Here is a 20,799-nt window from a genome sequence, read left to right as displayed (position 1 = left end):
TCAGAGAATAATACCACTAGTCCAAAGCTTTAATCATATGGATGGTTTCTTCCTGATAACCAGCACCATTATAAAAGCTTCGTGCCTGTTTATTAGTGGAAAACACTTCAAGATGCATCAACCGGTAACCCTGCGTTTGTGCCCAAACCTCAACCGCTTTCATCAAAGCTTTTCCAGCTCCCGATCCCTGGGCATCTTCCTTCACCGCCAAAAGCGGCACCGTGCAGCGTTTTTCACCTGAAAGCTCATCACTGGTTTCTCTGGCATGCACAAATCCGAGGGGCGTTCCTTCTCTGTCGGCTATCAGAGTGATATGAGGCTCTTCAGCCTCACCCAGCATTTCCTCAATATACTCATCTTGGAACTTCTGAATAGTTTCTGCCTTATGCCAGCCAAATCTAGCCTCTTGAGCCAATATTGGAGAAAGACTTACAATAAAAGGATAATCACTCTCTTCCGCTGTTCGTAGTGTAATCTTGGTCATAAAACAGGCCTCTGTACTCTTTGCTCGCTCATTCGTGTTTTGATTATTTAAACCTCAAAGCCCACCCTAAAGATAGAGTTGAGTTATCCAGATAAAAATTGGGAATTTAATTCCACAAAGTCACAAAATATTGTGTGAATTAGAACTTTATTTCCAACAAACTAAAAGGTAGAAGCCAATTCAGACTAAATTTGAAAGAGTGTTATCATGGATTGGCTAACAATTTTACCTCAGATACTAACCATCGCGATCGTGCTTTGGAAAAAGGATATCATCCTGGGATTGCTATCTGGCCTCTTCATTTCAGAAACCCTCATTCTTATTAAGGATGGCGATTTTCTTCCCCTTGCCGGTGCACCAGAAACCATTGAGCGGATCGTGAGCACTTTTAACAGTGCGAGTAATATTCGGCTGTTTATGTTTACCATTCTTATTGGTGCCTTGATTGCTTTCTTGAAGCATTCCGGCGGCGTTGCAGCGCTTGTAAAAATGCTTGTGGAAAAGGGTTATGCAAAATCCAAGAAACGCACGGGCCTTATAACTATGCTCGTTGGTATTATGCTCTTTATGGAAACCAGCCTCAGCATGCTCACAACCGGGCTTCTATCCCGTGGTTTGTTTGATAAATTTGGTATGAGCCGTGAACGACTTGCTTATTTGGTAGACGTAACCTGTGCTCCTGTTTCTATCCTGTTTATTGTTGTAAACGGCTGGGGTGCCTATGTTATTGGTACACTATCGACCAGTGGCCTGGATGATCCACTAAGCGCTGTGATCGGAAGTATCGCTTTCAACTTCTATCCGTGGCTTGCGCTCATCATCGCGCTTTACACCGTCCTCAGTGATAAAACCCATGGTCCATTGAAAAAATATGAGGCAAAGGCTGCGGAGCAAGTAGGTCAAGAAGAAGGTATTCCTGAAGGCAAAGCTAGCCATATGATTATCCCGCTCCTTGTGATGGTTGGCGGTATTTTCTCAATTCTCTATATGACAGGTAACGGCAATATCTCTAACGGGGACGGCTCGAGAGCAATTCTTTACGCCACGATTTTGGCAACAGGTGTAGCGTATATCCTGATGTACCGAACTGGCCGTTTTACTCACAGCGGTATGATTAAAATTGCTAATGAAGGCATGCAGAAGCTGGTAAACCTTCTAATCATCCTTGTGCTTGCTTTGGCATTTGGCGCGAGCCTCAAGGTACTGGGAACAGGAGATTTTATCGCAGGCATCGTTGGTAAAAACCTTCCTCTAATCACCGTTGTACCCATTATTTTCCTGACAGCCTCTTTTGTATCCTTCAGTACGGGCACATCATACGGCACCATGGCCCTATTTATCCCCATTGGCGTACCGATTATCCAGCAACTCGGGCTCGACCCTGCCTTTGTACTATCCGCTATTCTAGGAGGCGCTGTCTTTGGTGATCACTGTTCCCCAATTTCCGACACAACAGTATTATCCTCTGTGGCATCAGGCTGTGATGTGCTTGACCATGTCGAAACGCAGCTTCCTTACGCCCTTGTGGCCGGTGGCGGTGCTTTCATTCTCTATTTCATTGCTGGCTTCTTTGTCCTTTAAACGAGAAACGGCCACCTATAAGGGCAGCCGTTTTCTTGAGCGTTAACAATTTACAGAAGCTTATGCTGCTTCATCACCTTCAGGCGCTGAGGCAGCTTCTTCTGCTTCCTTCACAGCCTTTGGCTTGCGACCACGCCGCTTTGGTGCTTCACCTTCACCCTCAGCTGCCTCACGTGGTTTACGACCACGGCGCTTAGGTTCAGATGTTTCATCACCTTCTGCTCTAGGCTTGCGCGTACGGCGTTTTGGCTTGTCTTCAGCAACGGCAGTTTCGGCAGCTAAATCAAGTTCAGGATGAACTTCAACAGGTTGTTCTGATTCAGCAGGATCAACCGCCGCTTCTTCAGTTACTGTTTCTTCACCCGCCGCTTCTTCAGATACTTCAGCTGTTTCCGCTTCATCAGGCCGGTTACGGCGACCACGACCACGACGACCACGTTCTTCATCGCGTTCAGCACGGTTCGCCTGCATGTCATTCAACACACGCTGATAGTGATCTGCATACTGGAACCACTTTTCAGCCTCAATGCGATCACCTGATTGCAAAGCATCACGCGCCTGAGTTTTATACTTTTCAAGCAGCTGCTTAGGGTTACCACGAGGGCGGTTATCAGAACGATTACCCTGGTTACTACTATTATTACTTCTTCCGCCGCCTTTACGAGGGGCTGGACGTCCACGCGATTTATTGCGCGGGTTCTGTGCCTGTTTCATATGGATTAAATACCAACAGTGTCTGATTTATTTCATGGCAGAATTCACCTGCCCGTTTCCGAGATCGAAATTCGATAATGTTCGGAGTATGTCTTCGGAACCTGTTAACGAGCTGGTTTCCTCGAAGACATTTATACATTAGCGTCTCTTTTCTGGCTTTCCAAGAAAGAAATTCCAGAATCTAGACTTTTTTCCCTGATACTACGCGCCCAATACCTGCAAGATCATTGGTTATCTCAATTTCCGCAAAACCCACACCACTAAAAATATCTGCAACACTCTCTGCCTGATGAATACCTAGCTCCACAGCTAATAAACCACCAGACCTCAAACGTTCCAAAGCACCTTCAGCAATAACAGGATATGGATTGAGACCATCTTCACCGCCATCAAGAGCAGAAAGCGGTTCAAAATCGCGTACGTCCTGCATCAAACCATCAATATCCGCACTTGGGATATAAGGAGGGTTGGAAACGATCGCTGCAAAGCCGCCAACAGGCGTTTCAACATTTGAAAACCAATCACTTTCCAAAAAAGCAGTTCGTTCAGAGAACCCCAGGTTTTGAGTATTTTCTGATGCAACGGCTAAAGCATCTGGTGATCGGTCAATCCCAATCCCTTGATATGCTGGGAGCTCAGAAAGCAAGCTCAAAAGAATACAGCCACTTCCTGTACCCATATCCAGAATGGTGCCCTTACTTTGTGCAGAAAGATGCTTAAGAGTTACCTCTACAAGAGTTTCCGTATCTGGCCGAGGGATAAGTGTGGCTGGTGTTACTTTAAACTCAAGGCTCCAGAATTCCTGAACACCAAGAATATGCGCTACTGGTTCCCCAGCTTTTCTGCGCTCAAGATAGCCCGCAAATTTTGTCGCCTCAACAACGGTAAGATCACCAGTCTTCAGTGGTAGCTCCATGCGCTTACACTGCAGCACATCGGCCATGAGATATTCAGCGTCAAGGCGTGCCGTTTCACTGTTTGTGAGAATATTCGCCGCCTGCTTTACAAGGGCAAGCGGCGTGTAGGAAACAGTCATTAGAAACCGTTTTCCATAGCTGATAGACGTTCCGCCTGATCTTCAGAAATAAGTGCTTCCACCACTTCAGAAAGACCATCACCCGCCAGAACTTGATCCAGTTTATGGAGTGTGAGACCAATACGGTGATCTGTCACACGGCCCTGCGGGAAATTGTAGGTGCGGATACGTTCAGAACGATCCCCGGAACCAACTTGTGATTTACGGTCTTCAGAACGTTCTGCATGTAGCTTCTCACGCTCAACTTCATAAAGACGTGCCATCATAATCTTCATGGCTTTATCACGGTTTTTGTGCTGTGATTTCTCGCTTTGCACCACCATGATACCCGTTGGGATGTGAGTAATACGCACGGCAGAATCTGTAGTGTTTACGTGCTGTCCACCAGAGCCCGATGCACGCATCGTATCAATACGGAAATCTTCCTGTTTGATATCAAGGTCTACTTCTTCTGCTTCTGGAAGAACCGCCACTGTTGCAGCGCTTGTATGAATACGGCCACCGGATTCCGTTGACGGTACACGCTGCACACGGTGAACTCCAGATTCAAACTTCAGACGCGCGAACACGCCCTGGCCTGTTACGTTAGCAACCACTTCTTTGAAACCACCCACTTCAGACGCAGAAGATGAAATCATTTCCACCTTCCAGCCATTTGAAGCCGCATAGCCTTCATACATACGGTAAAGATCACCCGCGAAAAGGGCTGCTTCATCACCACCTGTACCGGCGCGGATTTCAACAATAGCCGAGCGTTCATCAGCAGCATCTTTTGGAAGCAACGCGATTGAAAGCTCACGGTCCATTTCTGGCAGACGTTCTTTCAAATCATGGAATTCTTCTTGAGCAAGTTCCTTCATTTCAGGATCATCGCCAGATTCCATCATTTCAGCCAGATCAACCATTTCCTGGCGCCCATCACGAAGCGCCTTCGCTGCCTCAACAATTGGGCCAAGGTCGGAATATTCTTTGCTCAGCTTCACGAATTCTTCGTTCGAGAACTCATCTGGTGTACCGAGCGAATGCTCAAGGTAGCTATAACGGTCCAGAAGCTGCGCAATACGTTCATCAGTAATCACGGGTAGAACGCTCCTTTAATTAGTTTTGATAGCAGTAGCGAGATCAGCAAAAGTCACTTCTGACTGCTCACCACTGTCCAGACGTTTCAGCGTTACCACACCTTGCTCCACTTCATTGTCACCAATGATCACAGCAAAAGCAGCATTCGCTTTATCAGCCCGGTTCATACGTTTTTTCATATTGCCAGAACGGTCAGCCGTTACCACAAAACCCTCAGTACGGAGTGTTTCCGCAACTTCGAGGCCTTTCATAGTTCCAGCTTCGCCCATCGGCATTATCACCACAGGGCGTGCAGGTGCACCACCAGCTTCCGAAAGCATTGCAAGGCGTTCAATACCGCCTGCCCAGCCTACGCCAGCAACTGCAGGGCCGCCCAGTTGTTCGATAAGGCCATCGTAACGGCCACCACCAAGAACAGTGCCTTGAGCACCCAGTTCAGTTGTCACGAACTCAAATGCAGTGTGACAGTAATAATCCATGCCGCGCACAAGACGTTCATCATGAATATACGGCACACCAACAGCTTCCAGGCCCTTCTTAACTGTTTCAAAGAAAGCGCTTGATGCTTCGTTCAAATGTTCAGAAAGCTTTGGCGCGTTCGCCACCACTTCCTTATCGCTCTCGTCCTTACTATCGAGGATACGAAGCGGGTTGCTTTCAAGTCGGCGCAAACTGTCTTCAGAAAGCTTATCTTTATGGCCTTCGAAATAAGCCACAAGTGCAGCACGGTAATCAGCGCGGCTTTCTTTATCGCCCAGTGTATTAAGGTGCAGCACTACTTTATCGCCAAGACCTAAATCTTTTAACAAGCGCCAAGCCATAGCAATCATATCAATGTCTGCTTCCGGGCTATCCTGACCAAGAAGCTCTGCATTGATTTGGTGGAACTGGCGGTAACGCCCCTTTTGCGGACGCTCATACCGGAATGCCGGGCCGTGGCTCATCAAACGGCACGGCAGTTTCTGCTGCATACCGTTTGAGATAAAAGCGCGACAAACACCTGCTGTAAATTCAGGGCGCAATGTTACTTCTTCACCGCCACGATCTTCAAACGTGTACATCTCTTTCGAAACGATATCAGACGCTTCACCAAGAGGGCGTTTGTAAACCTCGGTAAATTCAAAAATAGGTGTCGCCAGTTCTTCAAAGCCATATGTACCTGCCACACGGCGGAAGGTATCCACCACAGCAGTCATGTTTCTGGCGTCTTCACCATAAATATCACGGGTACCCCGCGCTGGTTGCAGCTTGGACACTGTCAATTCCTTCAAAAATAGCTAAGAGTTGGCTTCAGCTGCAGCATCAATCTGTGCTGCTTTTTCTTCTACAAGCTCAACAATATGATCCACGAGTTTATCATCGGTGATTTTATGATCTGTCACTCCAGACAGATACACCATATGGTTCCCGTTGCCGCCACCGGTCAGACCAATATCCGTCTCGCGCGCTTCACCTGGCCCATTTACCACACAGCCAATAATCGAAAGACTCATTGGTGTATGAATATGGCTGAGGCGCTCCTCAAGTACTTCAACGGTTTTAATCACAGGGAAAGCCTGACGTGCACAGGATGGGCAAGATACAATCTGCACACCGCGGTGCCTTAGTCCGAGAGATTTCAGAAGTTCAAAACCAACTTTCACTTCCTCAACAGGATCAGCGGATAGCGATACTCGGATGGTATCACCAATACCGGCCCAAAGAAGTGAACCAAGCCCGATGGATGATTTCACGGTACCACCACGAAGCGCACCAGCTTCGGTAATACCTAAGTGAAGCGGGTAATCACATGCGTCTGCAAGGCCATGGTATGCAGCCACCGCAAGAAATACATCAGATGCTTTCACACTGATTTTGAAATCAAAGAAATCATTATCTTCAAGAATACGGGCATGTTCTAAAGCGCTTTCTACAAGCGCTTCGGGGCATGGCTCCGCATATTTTTCAAGCAAGTGTTTTTCCAAGGAGCCAGCGTTCACGCCAATGCGCATAGAACAGCCATTGGCCTTAGCCGCACGCACCACTTCTTTCACACGCTCTTCGGAACCGATATTACCAGGATTAATGCGTAAGCATGCTGCACCAGCGTCTGCAGCTTCTAAGGCACGCTTATAATGGAAATGGATATCCGCCACCACTGGCACTTTCGCCTCCCGACAGATCGTTGGCATCGCAGCGGTTGAAGCTTCATCCGGGCAAGAAACCCGAACAATATCCACACCAGCTTCTTCAGCCTGTCTGATCTGATTAAGGGTCGCGTTGGCATCTGAGGTTAGAGTGTTTGTCATCGTTTGTACTGTAATGGGAGCATCCCCACCAACAGGTACATTCCCAACCATAATCTGGCGGGATTTTCTTCTGATTACATCTCTCCACGGGCGCACGCTCATTGCGTTTAATCCTTACAGTTCTGCCATGTTTATGAGGCTTATAAAGGAGAAACGCCACAAGCGGAAGGAAGGAATCCATCCGCCGAGTATTTTTTGATCAAATTTTAAAGGGAGATATGGCGAAAAGACTCCGCCATTCTTAATTTATTCAGAAAGATTAAGACGCATTTCGCTGACTATAGCACCGCGCGAACCAAGCAATTCAGATGTTTCACCGCGAACGGAAAGCTTGATACCACCAGCATTGCTCGTAGACAAAAGCATGACATCACCGGTTTCCGGACGAAAGGTTTGTCCCTGACGCAAGATACCAGACCATACTTCTGTCCCATCAGGATTACCGATACGTACCCAACTATCTTCAACTGCTTCCAGAAGGATTTGTTTGTTCATACCTTTAACTTCTGGTGCTTCATCAGCATGAGCAGCAGGAAGAAAAAGGGATGTAGCAGATGATGTTAGCGTTTCCACCGCAAGGGTATCATGCAAATCAACAGGTGGCTCAACAAACTTGGCAGCTTTCGCCTCAGCAGCCACACTTTCAATCGGAGATTTTTCAAGTTGTGCAGTAACGGCAGCCAGCTGAGCCTCTTCAACGCTAGTTTCATAGGCTTCAGAATATGAAAGTGTTACCATACCGCCGCTCATCCAAACCCAAACACCAGCTGCACCGACGAGCCCGGCTACCGGTGAAAGCCATGATGGCAAACCAGTTTTAACAGGTGTTTTTGTAGTGGCTGGAGAGTGGTTAGTAACAATTGGCTTAATTTCTTCCACACCTACTTCAGCTTTATAGGCGTTTACCGCATCATCTATATCAAGCTTTAAAACACGCGCATAAGATTTCACGAAACCTAACGCGAAAGTTTGTTCAGGAAGTTTTTCAAATTTGCCAGCTTCAATTGCTTCAAGATAATGCGACTGCACACAGATATCAGACGCGATCTCTTTAATATCTAAACCCTGCTCTTCGCGGGCTTTTTTAAACAACTCAGAAACTGATACATTATCATAGTTCATAATAACCGTCCCCTGTTGACTATTTTGCCAACAGTTCCAATGCTTTTGCACCGGGTACCAACAAATTTACGATCAGCTCCCCTGAATTGATCGAAACCACAAACAATCGGAGGTCCCCGTAGTCAGATTGCCTGAGGTAGTGGCTTAGTTGTTGTAATCACGGTTTTTTCTTAAGCCACGCTAAAGAAGAAATACATTTCTACGTAACTGTCAAATATATTTAAGATTCTATAGAAAATTGCTGAATTTAAACGATTTTTTAGGCTAAAAACCGCTTTTTCAAACTTTTATGCCGTGATCCTTGGCGAAATGAGTGAGCGAGTCGCGAATCGAATGCTCTGGCGATTTAATGTTGGAAAGCATGAAATCTCTAAGTTGTCCCATATGAACGGAACGGATCATCCGCTTTACGGGGCCTACTGATGTAGGGGATACTGAAAGCCGCTTCAATCCGAGTGCAATAAGCGCCATAGCATCAATGGGACGTCCGCCCATTTCGCCACAAAGCGTCACCGGCACATTGGCTTCATGACAGCTCTGAACAATCATATGAAGGAAAGCAAGCACAGGTGGTGCCAATAGATCGTACCGGTCAGCAAGCCGTGGGCTGCTTCTGTCGCATGCAAAGAAGAACTGCATCAAATCATTGGTACCGATGGAAAGAAAGTCGATTTCCTGCAGAAGAATATCAAGCTGCCAACTTAGAGACGGAACCTCAAGCATACAGCCCACCTTCACGTCAACTGGTGGTTCCTTATCGAATTTCTTCAGGCGTAAAATTTCTTTGTTCAAAATCGCCTTACAACGCCTCAGTTCAGCTACCTCGGCAATCATCGGGAACATCACATGCAGCGTTTTACCCGCAGCAGCATAAAGAAGTGCTCTAAGCTGGAACCTGAGAAGTGCAGGCCGATCAAGCGCAATTCGGATAGCACGCCAGCCCATTGCAGGGTTTTCTTCTTCATCTCTGGGCAGGAACGGTACCTGCTTATCACCGCCAATATCAAGTGTTCGAAACACAACAGGCTTGTCGCCGGCAGCATCAAGTGCCGCTTTATAGATTTTAGTTTGCTCATCCACCTTCGGCAGCGCTGGCGAAACCATAAACTGAAACTCAGTACGGAACAGGCCAATACCGCAAGCACCTGTATTATCAAGGCTTGGCAAATCAACAAGCAGGCCAGCATTCATAAACAGGTCAATACGCTCACCATCAAGCGTTTCAGCAGGTAGCTCTCGTTCCGCAGCATATTCCGCGAACAGTTGTTCCTGTATCTCAAGGTTACTACGGTAGCTTTCAATAACATCTTCGGTTGGGCGGACATAAACGTGGGCACTGCTGGCATCCACAATAATATGCTCACCAGTTTGAACATGCGTAAGCAAATCAGAAACACGTCCAATAACCGGGATACCCATTGCGCGTGCAATAATCGTTACATGTGCTGTAACTGAACCTTCCTCAAGCACAATAGCTTTCAGATACTGCTGGTCATAGTCCATCAATTCGGCGGGACCAACGTTCCTGGCGATTAGAACCGAATCCTCAGTTAACTGTGTACGGTAGTTACTTTCATCACCTTGAATAATGCGGATCAATCGTGTCGCGAGATCATCAAAATCAGCAATCCGTTCCCTGATATATGGATCAGGGATTTTTGCCATGCGAGCACGGTTTTCCTGCTGGATTTTATTCACAGCGGCTTCCGCTGTTAGACCAGACTGCACGGCCGCATGCATTTTATCCTGCCAGCCCTGATCATAGGCAAACATACGGTAGGTTTCTAAAACCTCTCGGTGTTCACCGCCATGGGCGAGATCTGGATGCTGGATCATTTCTTCAAGCTGCAAGCGCATAGCGCCAAGTGCATCTTCAAGCCGAACACGTTCTTCATCCACATCATCAGCAACCGTTTTGGTGATTTTCACCTGTGGCTGGTGGAAGACGGCAATACCAGCGCCAACACCAGACGCCATCACCATACCGTCCAGCCTTACGGGCTCACCTGTATCGGTAGCATCTTCTGCTAATTCTTCTTGGTCAACAAGTTCACCTGAAGTTACCAGCTCCGCGAGCACCATAGAAATGGTTTGCAGGGCTTCTACTTCCTCTGGGCGGTATTTTCGGGGTGTAACATTCTGAACAACAAGAACGCCTGTTACCTTACCAGCTCGCAATACTGGCACACCAAGGAAGCTGTGGTAGATATCCTCACCGGTTTCAGCACGATACACAAAGCGCGGGTGTTGCGGTGCTTCTGATAGATTAAGTGGTAAGCCGCGTTCAGCCACAAGGCCTACAAGGCCTTCGCCAACCCGGAGACGTGTTTGGTGGACCGCTTCTTCCTTAAGGCCCTCTGTTGCGAAAAGCTCAAGGATACCACCTGCACGTGAGAGGTATATTGAACATACCTCTGCCACCATATTCTGGGCAATCACCCGAACAACTCGGTCAAGTTTGTCTTGTGCTTTACCGCCGCTTGCCATCACGCTGTGCAAACGTCTCAAAAGCAATCTTGGCTGACTTACATGGTCAGTCAAGCAGACCCCCTTTTCTAAAGTTCAAATTAAGCGAACGTACGTTCAAGGTTAAAACGGTGGCCTTAACCTAAGTGGTTCTGGGCTTGTTCTACAAGCTCATTAATAATATTTTGTGTCGGTTCAACACGTTTTGCCATGCCAACACTTTGTCCAGCCATTACTGAACCAGTTTGCACATCACCGTCAACCACAGCGCGGCGAAGTGCACCACCCCAATAATGCTCAATCTGCATCTGACCATCATCCTGTGCAATTTCACCAGAATGGAACTTCGATACGATTTCCCGCTGAGTTACCATAAACTGTTCTGTGCCCTCATTCTTAAGGGCACGTACCGGGATTACCGGGAATTTTTCATCAATCTGCACACTTGCAACTGCGTCACGGGCTTTGGCAGAAATAAAGGCTTTCTTGAAGTTTTCGTGTGCCACACACTCTTCAGCCACCACAAAGCGAGTACCTAACTGAACACCAGACGCACCCATCTCAAGGTAGGAAGCAATCACTTCACCACGGCCAATACCACCTGCTACAAACACAGGTACATTCTGGACAACAGGCAGAATTTCTTGCGCTAGAACGCTGGTAGAAACAGGGCCAATATGGCCACCCGCTTCATTACCTTCAATAACGATGGCATCAGAGCCAGAACGTACAAGCTTCTTCGCAAGCGTTGCGGTTGGTGCAAAACACATCAGCTTTGCACCAAAATCTTTAATAGCTGAAATTGCGCCACCGCTTGGCAAACCACCTGCAAGTACAACGTGGCTCACATTCTGTTCGCGGCATACCGCAATAAGGTTATCCAGATCGGGATGAAGTGTGATCAGGTTCACACCGAATGGTTTGTCTGTCAGCTCACGTGTTGCAGCAATTTCTTTTGCGAGAAGATCTGTATCCATACCACCGCAAGCGATAACACCAAAGCCACCAGCGTTGGAAATAGCAGAAACCAGATTACGCTCTGACACCCATGTCATCGCGCCGCCCAAGATCGCATACTCGCTACCTAAAAACTCTGTACCACGTTTCCACAGCTCATTCAGGCGTGCAGCACCAGTATCACTCATACAAATCTTCCCGGCTGTTTATAGGAATGCTGCTATTCTTCTACTTTATCCAAACCGTATGCGGTATGGAGTGCACGTACAGCAAGCTCCGTATATTCAGCGTCAATAATTACACTAATCTTAATTTCAGATGTTGAAATCACCTGAATGTTGATGCCTTTGTCAGCGAGTGTATCAAACATTGTACCCGCAACACCTGCATGGCTACGCATGCCGACACCAACGACAGATACCTTGCACACATTGCCGCGATATACAAGGTCGCGGAACTTCATTGTCTCTTTATTATCTTCAAGAACCTTAACCGTACGCTTCAGATCATCCTCTGGAACTGTGAAAGTAACGTCTGTTGAAGCACCATCTTCAGAAGCACTCTGTACGATCATATCCACATTCAGGTTTTCTTCCGCGAGCGGTGCAAACAGGTGCGAAACCTGACCTGGGCGATCCTCAAGGCCAACGATTGTTACTTTTGCTTCGCCTCTAGAATAGGCAATACCGCTTACAACTTCCTGTTCCACAATTTCATCCTCACTAACAACAAGCGTTCCTGGCTTATCTTCAAATGAAGACAACACCTGTGTGCGCACACCGTGGGTCATGGCAAGCGCAACAGAACGTGTTTGCAATACTTTGGCTCCAAGAGACGCCATTTCAAGCATCTCTTCATAAGTTACTTTTTCCAGCTTGCGCGCTTTTGGCACAATACGTGGGTCTGTCGTATAAACCCCGTCTACATCTGTATAAATATCACAGCGGTCTGCTTTAAGAGCAGCTGCGAGCGCCACTGCTGATGTATCACTGCCGCCACGCCCCAAGGTCGCGATACGGTTATCATCAGCAATCCCTTGGAAACCGGCACAAACGGCCACCCGGCCGCCTTCAAAACAGGCTTCAAGCGCTTCGGTTTCAATTTCTTCAATCCGGGCGGCACCATGCACATTGTTGGTGTGAAGCGGTAACTGCCACCCAAGGAATGAACGGGCTGGAACCCCCATTTCCTGTAAGCATATAGCAAGAAGGCCTGCAGTGATCTGTTCACCAGCAGCTACAACGGTGTCATACTCGCGTGCATCATGCATAGGAGCTGCTTCTCGGCAGAACTGCACCAACTGGTTTGTAGTACCAGCCATTGCAGAAACAACAACTGCAACCTCATGCCCTTCTTCCACCGCTTTGGCCACTCGTTTTGCCACATTACGAATACGGTCAATATCACCAACCGATGTGCCACCAAATTTCTTAACAATACGTGCCATAAATAAACCCGGGCGTTACAATGTTTACAGTCTGCCTAATTGCCGCAATCTACTTGACCAAAAAGATCGTAAAGGGCAAATGGAGATACAGCGCATTTGTTTAAAGCTTGCCATGCTGCGGTGCAAGCATAGATAAGGGCGCTAACATAGGAAAACCTTATCAGGAACACAAGAAATGCTGAACGAAGAAAGCAATAATATTGCTGAATCAACCGCAAAAGGCGCAACAGTTGATCCTGAAGAGGTAGAGTTTTTTGCAAAAATTGCTGATAGTTGGTGGGATCCAAAAGGCCCTTTCAAACCGCTTCATATCCTGAACCCGGCCCGAATCGGTTTTATCCGTCAGGAAGTGGAAAAACACTTCGATCTTGAAGCGAATCTCGTAAAGCCATTTGAAGGCTTGCGTCTTCTGGATATTGGCTGCGGCGGCGGCTTGCTTTCTGAACCAATGTGCCGTCTGGGTGCAGATGTCGTTGCCGTCGATGCTTCTGAGAAAAACATCAAAACTGCCAGCCTACACGCCGAACAAAGTGGGCTTGAAATTGATTTCCGCAATAACACCGCGGAAGCTTTAGCTGAAGCAGGGGAACAGTTTGATATTATCATCAACATGGAAGTTATAGAGCATGTAGCAGACGTGGATATTTACCTAAGCGCTTGCCGTAAACTTTTAAAACCGGGTGGCATCATGCTTCTCAGCACCATCAACCGGACAGCAAAGGCATATTTATTCGCGATTGTGGGCGCTGAGCATATCCTTCGCTGGTTGCCTGTTGGCGCACACGACTGGAACAAATTCATTACACCAAAGGAACTAGCTGCGTTTTCGGAAAAAGCAGGATTTGCTCCGAAAGCTCCTACTGGTTTTGTCTTTAATCCATTTATGCAGAAATGGAGCCTGTCAGACAGAGATGTGGCAGTAAATTATGCGATGGCAGTTACCGCTGCTTAAGCATCCGCCTTCTTGGGCATAGGGATTGGCAGGACGTTGATCCCTTCATCCATCAATTCAACCGTTTCTTCTTTGGTGCTTTCACCGTAAATCCCGCGTTCTTCTGCTTCGCCGTAATGGATTTTACGTGCTTCTTCGGCAAAGTTATTGCCTACATCCTCAAAGTTTTTTTCCACATGTTGGCGTACGCCTGTAAGAAACTTTTCTGCCTCAGCAACCATTTTGCTTAACTCGCCACTATCACCTGCAGCCATATGGTTTTGTGGCTCTTGTGCTTTAGTGGCTTCTGCTTTCTGGTTACCTTTTGCAGCGATATTTGGTGCCATAGGCGCTTTTGTAATCTCAGCGCTATCGCAGAACGGACAAGTTACAAGGCCCATTTCTCTCTGCTCTTGATAAGCAGAAGATGATTTAAACCAAGCCTCAAACGTATGGCCTTCACCGCATTTCAGATCAAAAACTATCATGGTGCCTTAAAACTCGTAGGTCCTTGTATGCTTCAGAGACGGCATAATTAAGCGTGTCTCTTCAACTTTGGCAAGGTCTATATCAACGAGTGTCACACCGGTTTTTGTTCCAGCATCAGCTAAAACTTCACCCCATGGGTTTATTACAAGGCTGTGGCCATATGTGCCACGCCCTGTTGCATGCACACCGGTTTGCGCAGCTGCCACCACATAACAGCCAGTTTCAATCGCACGCGCTTTCATAAGTGTATGCCAGTGCGCTTCACCTGTTTTCTGTGTAAAGGCAGCTGGAATAAGAAGGATATTAGCACCGCTATCAGCCATATCTCGGTAAAGGTATGGGAAACGAAGATCGTAGCAAATGCTCATTCCAAGCTTTGCGAAAGATGTTTCTGCGACTACTGCTTTTTCGCCAGCTTGATAAAGCCTGCTTTCCCGGTAACTTTCACCACCCGGTAAATCCACATCAAAGAGATGCAGTTTATCATAACGTGCTGCAATTTCGCCTTCAGGGGAAAACAGAAAAGCACGGTTCGCAAGCTTTTCAGCACCAACCTTAATGATCAGAGAACCAATATGCAGCCATATACCTAGTTCACCTGCAAGAGCAGCAAATCGCCGAACACCCTCATCTTCAGATTCCGATTTAGCTTTCGAAAGAACCGCATCCCGGTTCATTTCCATCAGGTGGGATGTTTCAGGTGTTGAGATAAATTCAGCGCCACCTGAGTGCGCTTCGCGAATATAGGCCTCAATAATATCAAGATTCTGAGCAACTTCATTACCCGAGTTCAACTGAATGAGGCCTATACGAACCATTACTCTTACGCCAGCATAGTTGATAGTGCGCCTTTTGCTTCTAGAGCATAAAGGTCATCACAACCACCAACGTGCGTATCACCAATCCAGATTTGGGGAACAGTGTTCACGCCGCCAGCTTTTTTACGCATTTCTGCGCGCACATTTGGCTTCAGGTCCACATTGATTTCTTTGAATGATACACCCTTTTGCTTCAAAAGTGCTTTCGCACGGAAGCAATATGGGCACATGCTTGAACTATAAATTACTACGTTTGCCACATCAGGCTCCTTTTTACTCACATTCGCCCTTACTTAAGTGGGGTTCGAATTAAATTAAAGAGCTATCACAGGATATCAACCGAATTATCACAGAGATGTTAACCCTTCACTGGCTGTCCAACGCGGGCGAACGCCACTACACCAACTTCTAGTGCCCCCGCTTTTTTAAGTGCCTTAGCGCACGATGAGGCTGTCGCACCTGTTGTAAGAACATCATCTACAAGCAGCACCCGCTTTCCTTCGATAGTAGTTCTTTTCTCTGGGGATATTTTGAAAACGCCACCCACATTCCTAAACCGTTCTTTTCGGTTCAACCCACCTTGGCTCTCTGTTGCTCGTTTTTTCTCCAGCACAAATGCTTCAATAGGCTTTCCGGTATGTTTTGCCAAGCCTTTGGCCAATAGGATTGATTGATTAAAGCGCCGCTGAACAAATCGGCTTTTGTGAAGGGGCACAGGCACAATGACATCATATGCACTCCCCATAAGCGCAGTTGCCATCATCTGCGCCATGACAGGCACCACTGCACTGGTGCCGGAATGCTTCAATTGCAGCACCAGAGAGCGCCCTAAATTTTCATAAAGGACAGCAGCACGCGCCCAATCGAAGTCAGGTGGTGAGGCAATACAACTGGCACATAGGCTTTCATCATCAGCCTCAAATTCAAATGGTAAAGCACAGCAGGCACAAAAAGGTGCGGAAAGAGGCTGGAGATTTTGCCAGCACTCACTACATAGAAAGCCATGGTTCGCAACTTTCACACTGCACCCAGTGCAACGAGGAGGCAGCAGAAAATCAAGCCCTTTCATAAAGAAGCTTGATATGGTCTCTGGTATGATAAAGTTGCTTGCTTTCATTATGGTTTGACCGTAACAGCCAAGATGGCTTTCAACCAGTATAGAGTTTATTTTCAGGAACCCGTTATGCAAAACGCGTCTATGCAGATTTTTGATACCAGCCGCAAACACCAGAACCGGATGCGCGGCAATAGCATGCAAGGGGATTTTGATTTCCTTCGGGCGGAAATCGCTGACCGTATGAGTGACAGGCTTTTGGAAATTAACCGAAAATTTGAAAATATTCTTGATCTGGGTGGCGATTTCGCACGCCTTACAGGCAGAGACGCTGAACATATTATCCTGAGCGATGATCCGCTTCCTATTGAAGCAAACAGCTATGATATGATCACATCCAACCTTTGTTTTCACTGGGCCAATGACCTAACGGGAATTCTTATTCAGTTAAACCGTGCCCTGAAACCAGATGGTCTTCTGCTAGCTTCCATGTTTGGTGGCACGACCCTACATGAACTCAGACATAGTTTCCTTGCAGCAGAGGCTGAAATCACTGGCGGTGCTTCGGCACGTATTATTCCCTTCGCTGAAGTGAAAGATGTGGGAAGTCTCCTGCAGCGCGCCGGATTTGCGCTTCCGGTAACGGACATGGATACGATCACGGTAACTTACGAACACCCTCTCAAGCTGATGCAGGAATTGCGCGGCATGGGGGAGGCAAACGCACTATTTGACAGGCCGAAAAATTTCCTGCGCCGGGATGTAATGATGCGAGCCTGTGAGATTTATCAGGAACAACATTCAAACCCTGATGGCCGCATACGGGCAACCTTTCAGATACTCTACCTAACCGGTTGGCACCCACATGAAAGCCAGCAAAAACCACTTAAACCCGGCAGTGCGCAAATGAGCCTAGCAGATGCCCTAAAGGCAGGCGGCAAACCACCTGTTAAATAAGAAATAAAATAAGGACGGCTATAATTCCACCTACAGAAAATGCGGTCACTACCTGTTTTTCAGTACATTGCATTGAGCTAAAACTATTCATAAACACTTGAAGCATAAACATTCTTTCAAATCGGGAAATACGATTACCTAGTGATAACTTTAAGCTCCGGCCAACGTTTAAGCCAGCCTTTCTTATCAAGCCTAGCTTGAAACCCTTCTGGATCCCGGCTTTTCATGGTTGGTGTTATCCTGAGGATATGATTCATCAAATCACCAAAACCAAAAGGTGCAACGAAATCTAGGTTTCCCTCAATCAATTGCACACTTATGGTTGTTGCAGTTTCAGCCCAATGCCGAAGACCATCTTCAAGTGATATAAAAGGTTCATAGCCGTGGAAGTGATGCATGCGTGCCTGATTACGTACTTGCCAATCATACCCCGGCATATATGCATTCAATTCTGCCTCGCAGGCATAATCAGCCTCAGCGCTATCATCTTCCGCACAAAAATAGATGATATCAATATCTGCTTCAGGATAGTTTCTACCATCCTCATAGAAACTATCCCAAACCCGGTTTCTCAGAAAACCCGCACCAATATAAGCGCCCTTCGGGCCTACCTTAGCAACAGCCTCTAGTAATTTTATAGCTGTAGGGTCAGCCCATAACAGCGCTTCCAGTTCTATATGCTTCAAAAGAAATCCCTGAGCATGGCAAGGAGCGGTAGATCAGCTGGTGGCATCGGATAATCTTTCAAATCCCGAATTTTAACCCATTTGGTTTGCTGGCCTTCCATTGGGCGTACAAGGCCTTCCCATTTCCGGCATACAAACAACGGCATTAGAAGGTGGAATTTTTCATAGGTGTGCGAGGCAAACGCAAACGGTGCCAAACACGCTGCTGTAATATCAATATCCAGCTCTTCCTTACATTCACGAATAAGGGCCGCTTCGGGAATTTCGCCTTCCTCCACCTTACCGCCCGGAAACTCCCAAAGGCCAGCCATAGACTTGCCTTCCGGGCGCTGCGCAATAAGGATACGGCCTTCTGGATCAATAAGCGCTATAGCAGAAACAAGAACAGTTGGCAGATCAGCATCTACGTTCACGAGCGGCTCTGGGCATTCAGTCATAGGTAAAAGTCCAAATTTTAATCAAAAACACGCTTTAACCCCCTGTTTAGAATTAAAGCGCAGGGTGGTTCATACCTATGTAACGGTAAAGGTCAGGCAAATGAAGTGGCATAACGCGCAAGCACGTTTTTTTCGTTCTCTGAGAAAAATGATACAAGATACATCGGGGGCTACGGCCATTGAATACGGGCTTATTATAGGCCTAATCGCAATTGCGCTAATTGGTGTCCTGACCACATTTACAGATTCTATGGATACAATGCTTGGAGAGGTATCCACCGTTGCTGAAGAAAACGCAACAAATACAGAAGAAAGCCCTAGTTAGCGCACCTGAAATTCAGTGCGCCACAGGCATTTAAATCTTATGAAAAAACAGCTTCCCGGTGTTTTTCTTGGCCATATGATACGGCAGCAGGGCGCTTGTCAGATGTATCAGTCATCCGCTCCGCAATGATACGGCAAGCACGTCCAACTTCACTTTTCATATATTTTAGCTCGGCGATTTTCTCTTCACCGTCATCACCGTAACGGGTCAGAGCATCAGCCAACGCCTCATCAAGCTCTTTCAGAAACTTCATCTGAAGTTCAAGGTTAACAGTAGGCATAAGTTTCTCCGGCACTATACAATTTCAATCCCCTCACATTTATATTCAAGGGGTGTGCCAGATATTTATTTTTTAAAATCAATAATTTAACTAAAAACAACTAAAAGGGAGAAATTTCTACCATGCAGCTTTTGCCTGTACGGGAATCTTTCTCCTAGCTACGGTAATCTGCATTAATTGCTATATATCCACTGGTTAGATCACATGTCCAAACTGTAGCGGAAGCTTCACCAATACCTACATTAACTTTGAAATTTATAAGTTCACCCTGCATATGAGACGCTGCCTCACTTTCTTCATATGAAGGCAATACCATACCGTTTTTAGCTACCTGCTGCTCACCTATCCAAATCGCCAACTGATCTCTATCAGCTTTCTCACCAGCTTTCCCAACCGCCATCACCAAACGCCCCCAGTTTGGGTCTTCACCTGCAACAGCAGTTTTAACGAGAGGGCTATTTGCAACAGACATCGCGATCCTGTGTGCAGCCAATTGATTTTCAGCACCTTCTACAGTGATGGTTATAAATTTAGTTGCACCTTCCCCGTCCCGCACGATTTGCTGTGCCAGGTCAATCATCACTTCCGCAAACATTTTTTTAAAATTATCGAGACGCGGATCATCAGGGCTAGCAATAGCTCCTTCTGCGCCACCGCCTGTAGCAAAGGCTAAAACGGTATCATTTGTAGAAGTATCTCCATCCACAGTGATGCTATTGAAACTTTTGTCGGTTGTTTCAGTCAGAATAGCCTGCAGGCAGCTTGCCTTAATAGGGGCATCCGTAAATATAAAACCAAGCATAGTTGCCATATCTGGCGCAATCATGCCTGAGCCCTTTGCTATTCCTGTGATGGTAATCGGCTTACCTTCTATTTCTGTAATCCGGCTACACGCTTTCGGAAATGTATCTGTTGTCATAATAGCGTTTGCGGCATCTTTCCAAAGGCTTGCAGACAAACCACCATGAATACGGGTGAGAAACTTTTTGAACGGTGACACATCAAGTGTTTCACCAATAACACCCGTTGATGCAATCATCACTTCTTCGGGAGCACAGCCTTCAATTTCGGCAGCAATTTCGGCAGTTTTACGCGTAGCATTAACACCTTTTTCCCCAGTAAATGCATTTGCGTTTCCTGCATTCACCACTAGTAATCTTGCTGCGCCTTTTGTATCTCTTAACGCCTCTTTTGACCAATCAACCGGAGCAGCTGGCATCTTGGTTTTGGTAAACACACCAGCCGCCGCAGTACCTTCTTTAAGGCGCACCAAAAGCAAGTCTGGCCGCCCTTTGTAGCGCAATCCAGCAGCTACAGCACCAAGTTCAACGCCCGCGACATTCTTCAACTGAGGAAACTGTTTCGGAGCGAGTGGTGATAGAGGCAAAGAAGACATATTGAATCACTTTCCAAGCATAGGGGTAAACGCTGTTTGCATCTCACTATAGTTAGCCTGTTTTCTATAATGAAGAGCCAAATGGCATTTTTTGAGGTGTAATTCATGTGATTAGTTGACAGACCCTTGCGTGATACTTATCTGTGCGTCTAATTCGGCAGTTTTATCTGCTCTTTATAATTACTGTTTTTATGCGCTTATTCTTATCGCTCGCACTGAATAAAAAAGCGGATGAAAGAATAAGAACGCAC

The 20,799-nt window shown here is 46.8% G+C and carries 22 protein-coding genes; 4 read left to right on the top strand and 18 right to left on the bottom strand.

Translation table 11 applies throughout. The annotated features are described in order from the left end of the window. Positions 1-16: 16 nt before the first annotated feature. On the bottom strand, positions 17-484 hold the full coding sequence (locus KFE96_RS04085; protein ID WP_255834731.1) for a GNAT family N-acetyltransferase: 468 nt from the start codon (positions 482-484) through the stop codon (positions 17-19). 207 nt (positions 485-691) lie between these two features. Between KFE96_RS04085 and KFE96_RS04080 the strand changes: the two genes are divergently transcribed. Beyond that, on the top strand, positions 692-2,065 hold the full coding sequence (locus KFE96_RS04080; protein ID WP_255834730.1) for a Na+/H+ antiporter NhaC family protein: 1,374 nt from the start codon (positions 692-694) through the stop codon (positions 2,063-2,065). A 60-nt stretch (positions 2,066-2,125) separates the two neighbouring features. Here KFE96_RS04080 and KFE96_RS04075 read toward each other — a convergent pair whose 3' ends face one another. The 9 genes from KFE96_RS04075 to KFE96_RS04035 form a co-directional block, all read right to left on the bottom strand. Further along, a complete protein-coding gene (locus KFE96_RS04075) occupies positions 2,126-2,779 on the bottom strand; it encodes a DUF4167 domain-containing protein (RefSeq protein ID WP_255834729.1) in 654 nt (217 codons plus the stop codon). A gap of 181 nt (positions 2,780-2,960) precedes the next feature. Further along, a complete protein-coding gene (gene prmC / locus KFE96_RS04070) occupies positions 2,961-3,815 on the bottom strand; it encodes a peptide chain release factor N(5)-glutamine methyltransferase (protein WP_255834728.1) in 855 nt (284 codons plus the stop codon). Then, a complete protein-coding gene (gene prfA, locus KFE96_RS04065) occupies positions 3,815-4,894 on the bottom strand; it encodes a peptide chain release factor 1 (protein WP_255834727.1) in 1,080 nt (359 codons plus the stop codon). Before prfA ends, prmC begins: the two co-directional genes overlap by 1 nt. Positions 4,895-4,909: 15 nt before the next feature. Then, positions 4,910-6,151, bottom strand: coding sequence for a histidine--tRNA ligase (gene hisS, locus KFE96_RS04060; RefSeq protein ID WP_255834726.1), 1,242 nt, complete (start codon positions 6,149-6,151; stop codon positions 4,910-4,912). Between the two features lie 21 nt (positions 6,152-6,172). Further along, the gene (gene ispG, locus KFE96_RS04055) at positions 6,173-7,285 is read right to left on the bottom strand and encodes a flavodoxin-dependent (E)-4-hydroxy-3-methylbut-2-enyl-diphosphate synthase (RefSeq protein WP_247021663.1); all 1,113 of its coding nucleotides are present in this window, start codon (positions 7,283-7,285) and stop codon (positions 6,173-6,175) included. A 144-nt stretch (positions 7,286-7,429) separates the two neighbouring features. After that, positions 7,430-8,305: a helix-turn-helix domain-containing protein gene (locus KFE96_RS04050; RefSeq protein WP_255834725.1), complete on the bottom strand. Its 876-nt coding sequence runs from the start codon at positions 8,303-8,305 to the stop codon at positions 7,430-7,432. Positions 8,306-8,584: 279 nt separating this feature from the next. Continuing rightward, positions 8,585-10,846: a phosphoenolpyruvate--protein phosphotransferase gene (gene ptsP / locus KFE96_RS04045; protein WP_255834724.1), complete on the bottom strand. Its 2,262-nt coding sequence runs from the start codon at positions 10,844-10,846 to the stop codon at positions 8,585-8,587. A 62-nt stretch (positions 10,847-10,908) separates the two neighbouring features. After that, positions 10,909-11,916 (bottom strand): nitronate monooxygenase family protein, encoded by a 1,008-nt coding sequence (locus KFE96_RS04040; RefSeq protein WP_247021657.1) that lies wholly within the window; start codon positions 11,914-11,916, stop codon positions 10,909-10,911. A gap of 32 nt (positions 11,917-11,948) precedes the next feature. Next, the gene (locus tag KFE96_RS04035) at positions 11,949-13,175 is read right to left on the bottom strand and encodes an aspartate kinase (protein ID WP_255834723.1); all 1,227 of its coding nucleotides are present in this window, start codon (positions 13,173-13,175) and stop codon (positions 11,949-11,951) included. A 175-nt stretch (positions 13,176-13,350) separates the two neighbouring features. On the opposite strand from KFE96_RS04035, the gene ubiG reads away from it, so the two are divergent. After that, positions 13,351-14,127 (top strand): bifunctional 2-polyprenyl-6-hydroxyphenol methylase/3-demethylubiquinol 3-O-methyltransferase UbiG, encoded by a 777-nt coding sequence (ubiG, locus tag KFE96_RS04030; RefSeq protein WP_255834722.1) that lies wholly within the window; start codon positions 13,351-13,353, stop codon positions 14,125-14,127. Here the strand turns inward: ubiG and KFE96_RS04025 are convergent. The 4 genes from KFE96_RS04025 to KFE96_RS04010 all read right to left on the bottom strand — a co-directional run bounded on the left by KFE96_RS04025 (position 14,124) and on the right by KFE96_RS04010 (position 16,482). Continuing rightward, positions 14,124-14,594 (bottom strand): DUF1178 family protein, encoded by a 471-nt coding sequence (locus tag KFE96_RS04025; RefSeq protein ID WP_255834721.1) that lies wholly within the window; start codon positions 14,592-14,594, stop codon positions 14,124-14,126. The genes ubiG and KFE96_RS04025 overlap by 4 nt on opposite strands. Before the next feature lie 6 nt (positions 14,595-14,600). After that, complete coding sequence (locus KFE96_RS04020; RefSeq protein ID WP_255834720.1) at positions 14,601-15,413, bottom strand: carbon-nitrogen hydrolase family protein; 813 nt, start codon at positions 15,411-15,413, stop codon at positions 14,601-14,603. 5 nt (positions 15,414-15,418) lie between these two features. Next, positions 15,419-15,673 (bottom strand): glutaredoxin 3, encoded by a 255-nt coding sequence (grxC, locus tag KFE96_RS04015; protein WP_247021643.1) that lies wholly within the window; start codon positions 15,671-15,673, stop codon positions 15,419-15,421. A 98-nt stretch (positions 15,674-15,771) separates the two neighbouring features. Continuing rightward, positions 15,772-16,482, bottom strand: a complete 711-nt coding sequence (locus KFE96_RS04010; RefSeq protein ID WP_255835590.1) for a ComF family protein — start codon at positions 16,480-16,482, stop codon at positions 15,772-15,774. Positions 16,483-16,596: 114 nt separating this feature from the next. Here KFE96_RS04010 and KFE96_RS04005 point away from each other — a divergent pair, with 114 nt between their 5' ends. Beyond that, entirely contained in the window at positions 16,597-17,424 is an 828-nt protein-coding gene (locus KFE96_RS04005) for a methyltransferase domain-containing protein (RefSeq protein ID WP_255834719.1), read from the top strand. 134 nt (positions 17,425-17,558) lie between these two features. Here the strand turns inward: KFE96_RS04005 and KFE96_RS04000 are convergent, their stop codons facing one another. Together KFE96_RS04000 and KFE96_RS03995 are read right to left on the bottom strand one after the other, a co-directional pair. Then, positions 17,559-18,110: a nucleotidyltransferase family protein gene (locus KFE96_RS04000; protein WP_255834718.1), complete on the bottom strand. Its 552-nt coding sequence runs from the start codon at positions 18,108-18,110 to the stop codon at positions 17,559-17,561. After that, positions 18,107-18,505, bottom strand: coding sequence for a (deoxy)nucleoside triphosphate pyrophosphohydrolase (locus tag KFE96_RS03995; RefSeq protein WP_370650562.1), 399 nt, complete (start codon positions 18,503-18,505; stop codon positions 18,107-18,109). The genes KFE96_RS04000 and KFE96_RS03995 overlap by 4 nt, the downstream gene beginning before the upstream one ends. Positions 18,506-18,695: 190 nt before the next feature. On the opposite strand from KFE96_RS03995, the gene KFE96_RS03990 reads away from it, so the two are divergent. Beyond that, positions 18,696-18,872: a Flp family type IVb pilin gene (locus KFE96_RS03990; protein WP_255834716.1), complete on the top strand. Its 177-nt coding sequence runs from the start codon at positions 18,696-18,698 to the stop codon at positions 18,870-18,872. Positions 18,873-18,909: 37 nt separating this feature from the next. Here KFE96_RS03990 and KFE96_RS03985 read toward each other — a convergent pair whose 3' ends face one another. Both KFE96_RS03985 and argJ read right to left on the bottom strand, forming a co-directional pair. Continuing rightward, positions 18,910-19,152 (bottom strand): hypothetical protein, encoded by a 243-nt coding sequence (locus tag KFE96_RS03985; RefSeq protein WP_255834715.1) that lies wholly within the window; start codon positions 19,150-19,152, stop codon positions 18,910-18,912. Between the two features lie 154 nt (positions 19,153-19,306). Continuing rightward, positions 19,307-20,548, bottom strand: coding sequence for a bifunctional glutamate N-acetyltransferase/amino-acid acetyltransferase ArgJ (argJ, locus tag KFE96_RS03980; protein ID WP_255834714.1), 1,242 nt, complete (start codon positions 20,546-20,548; stop codon positions 19,307-19,309). Positions 20,549-20,799: the final 251 nt, after the last annotated feature.

The organism is Kordiimonas sp. SCSIO 12603, assembly GCF_024398035.1.
GTDB lineage: Bacteria > Pseudomonadota > Alphaproteobacteria > Sphingomonadales > Kordiimonadaceae > Kordiimonas.
Note: the sequence above shows the minus strand (reverse complement) of the source record. Positions and strands in the feature narration are given on the sequence as shown.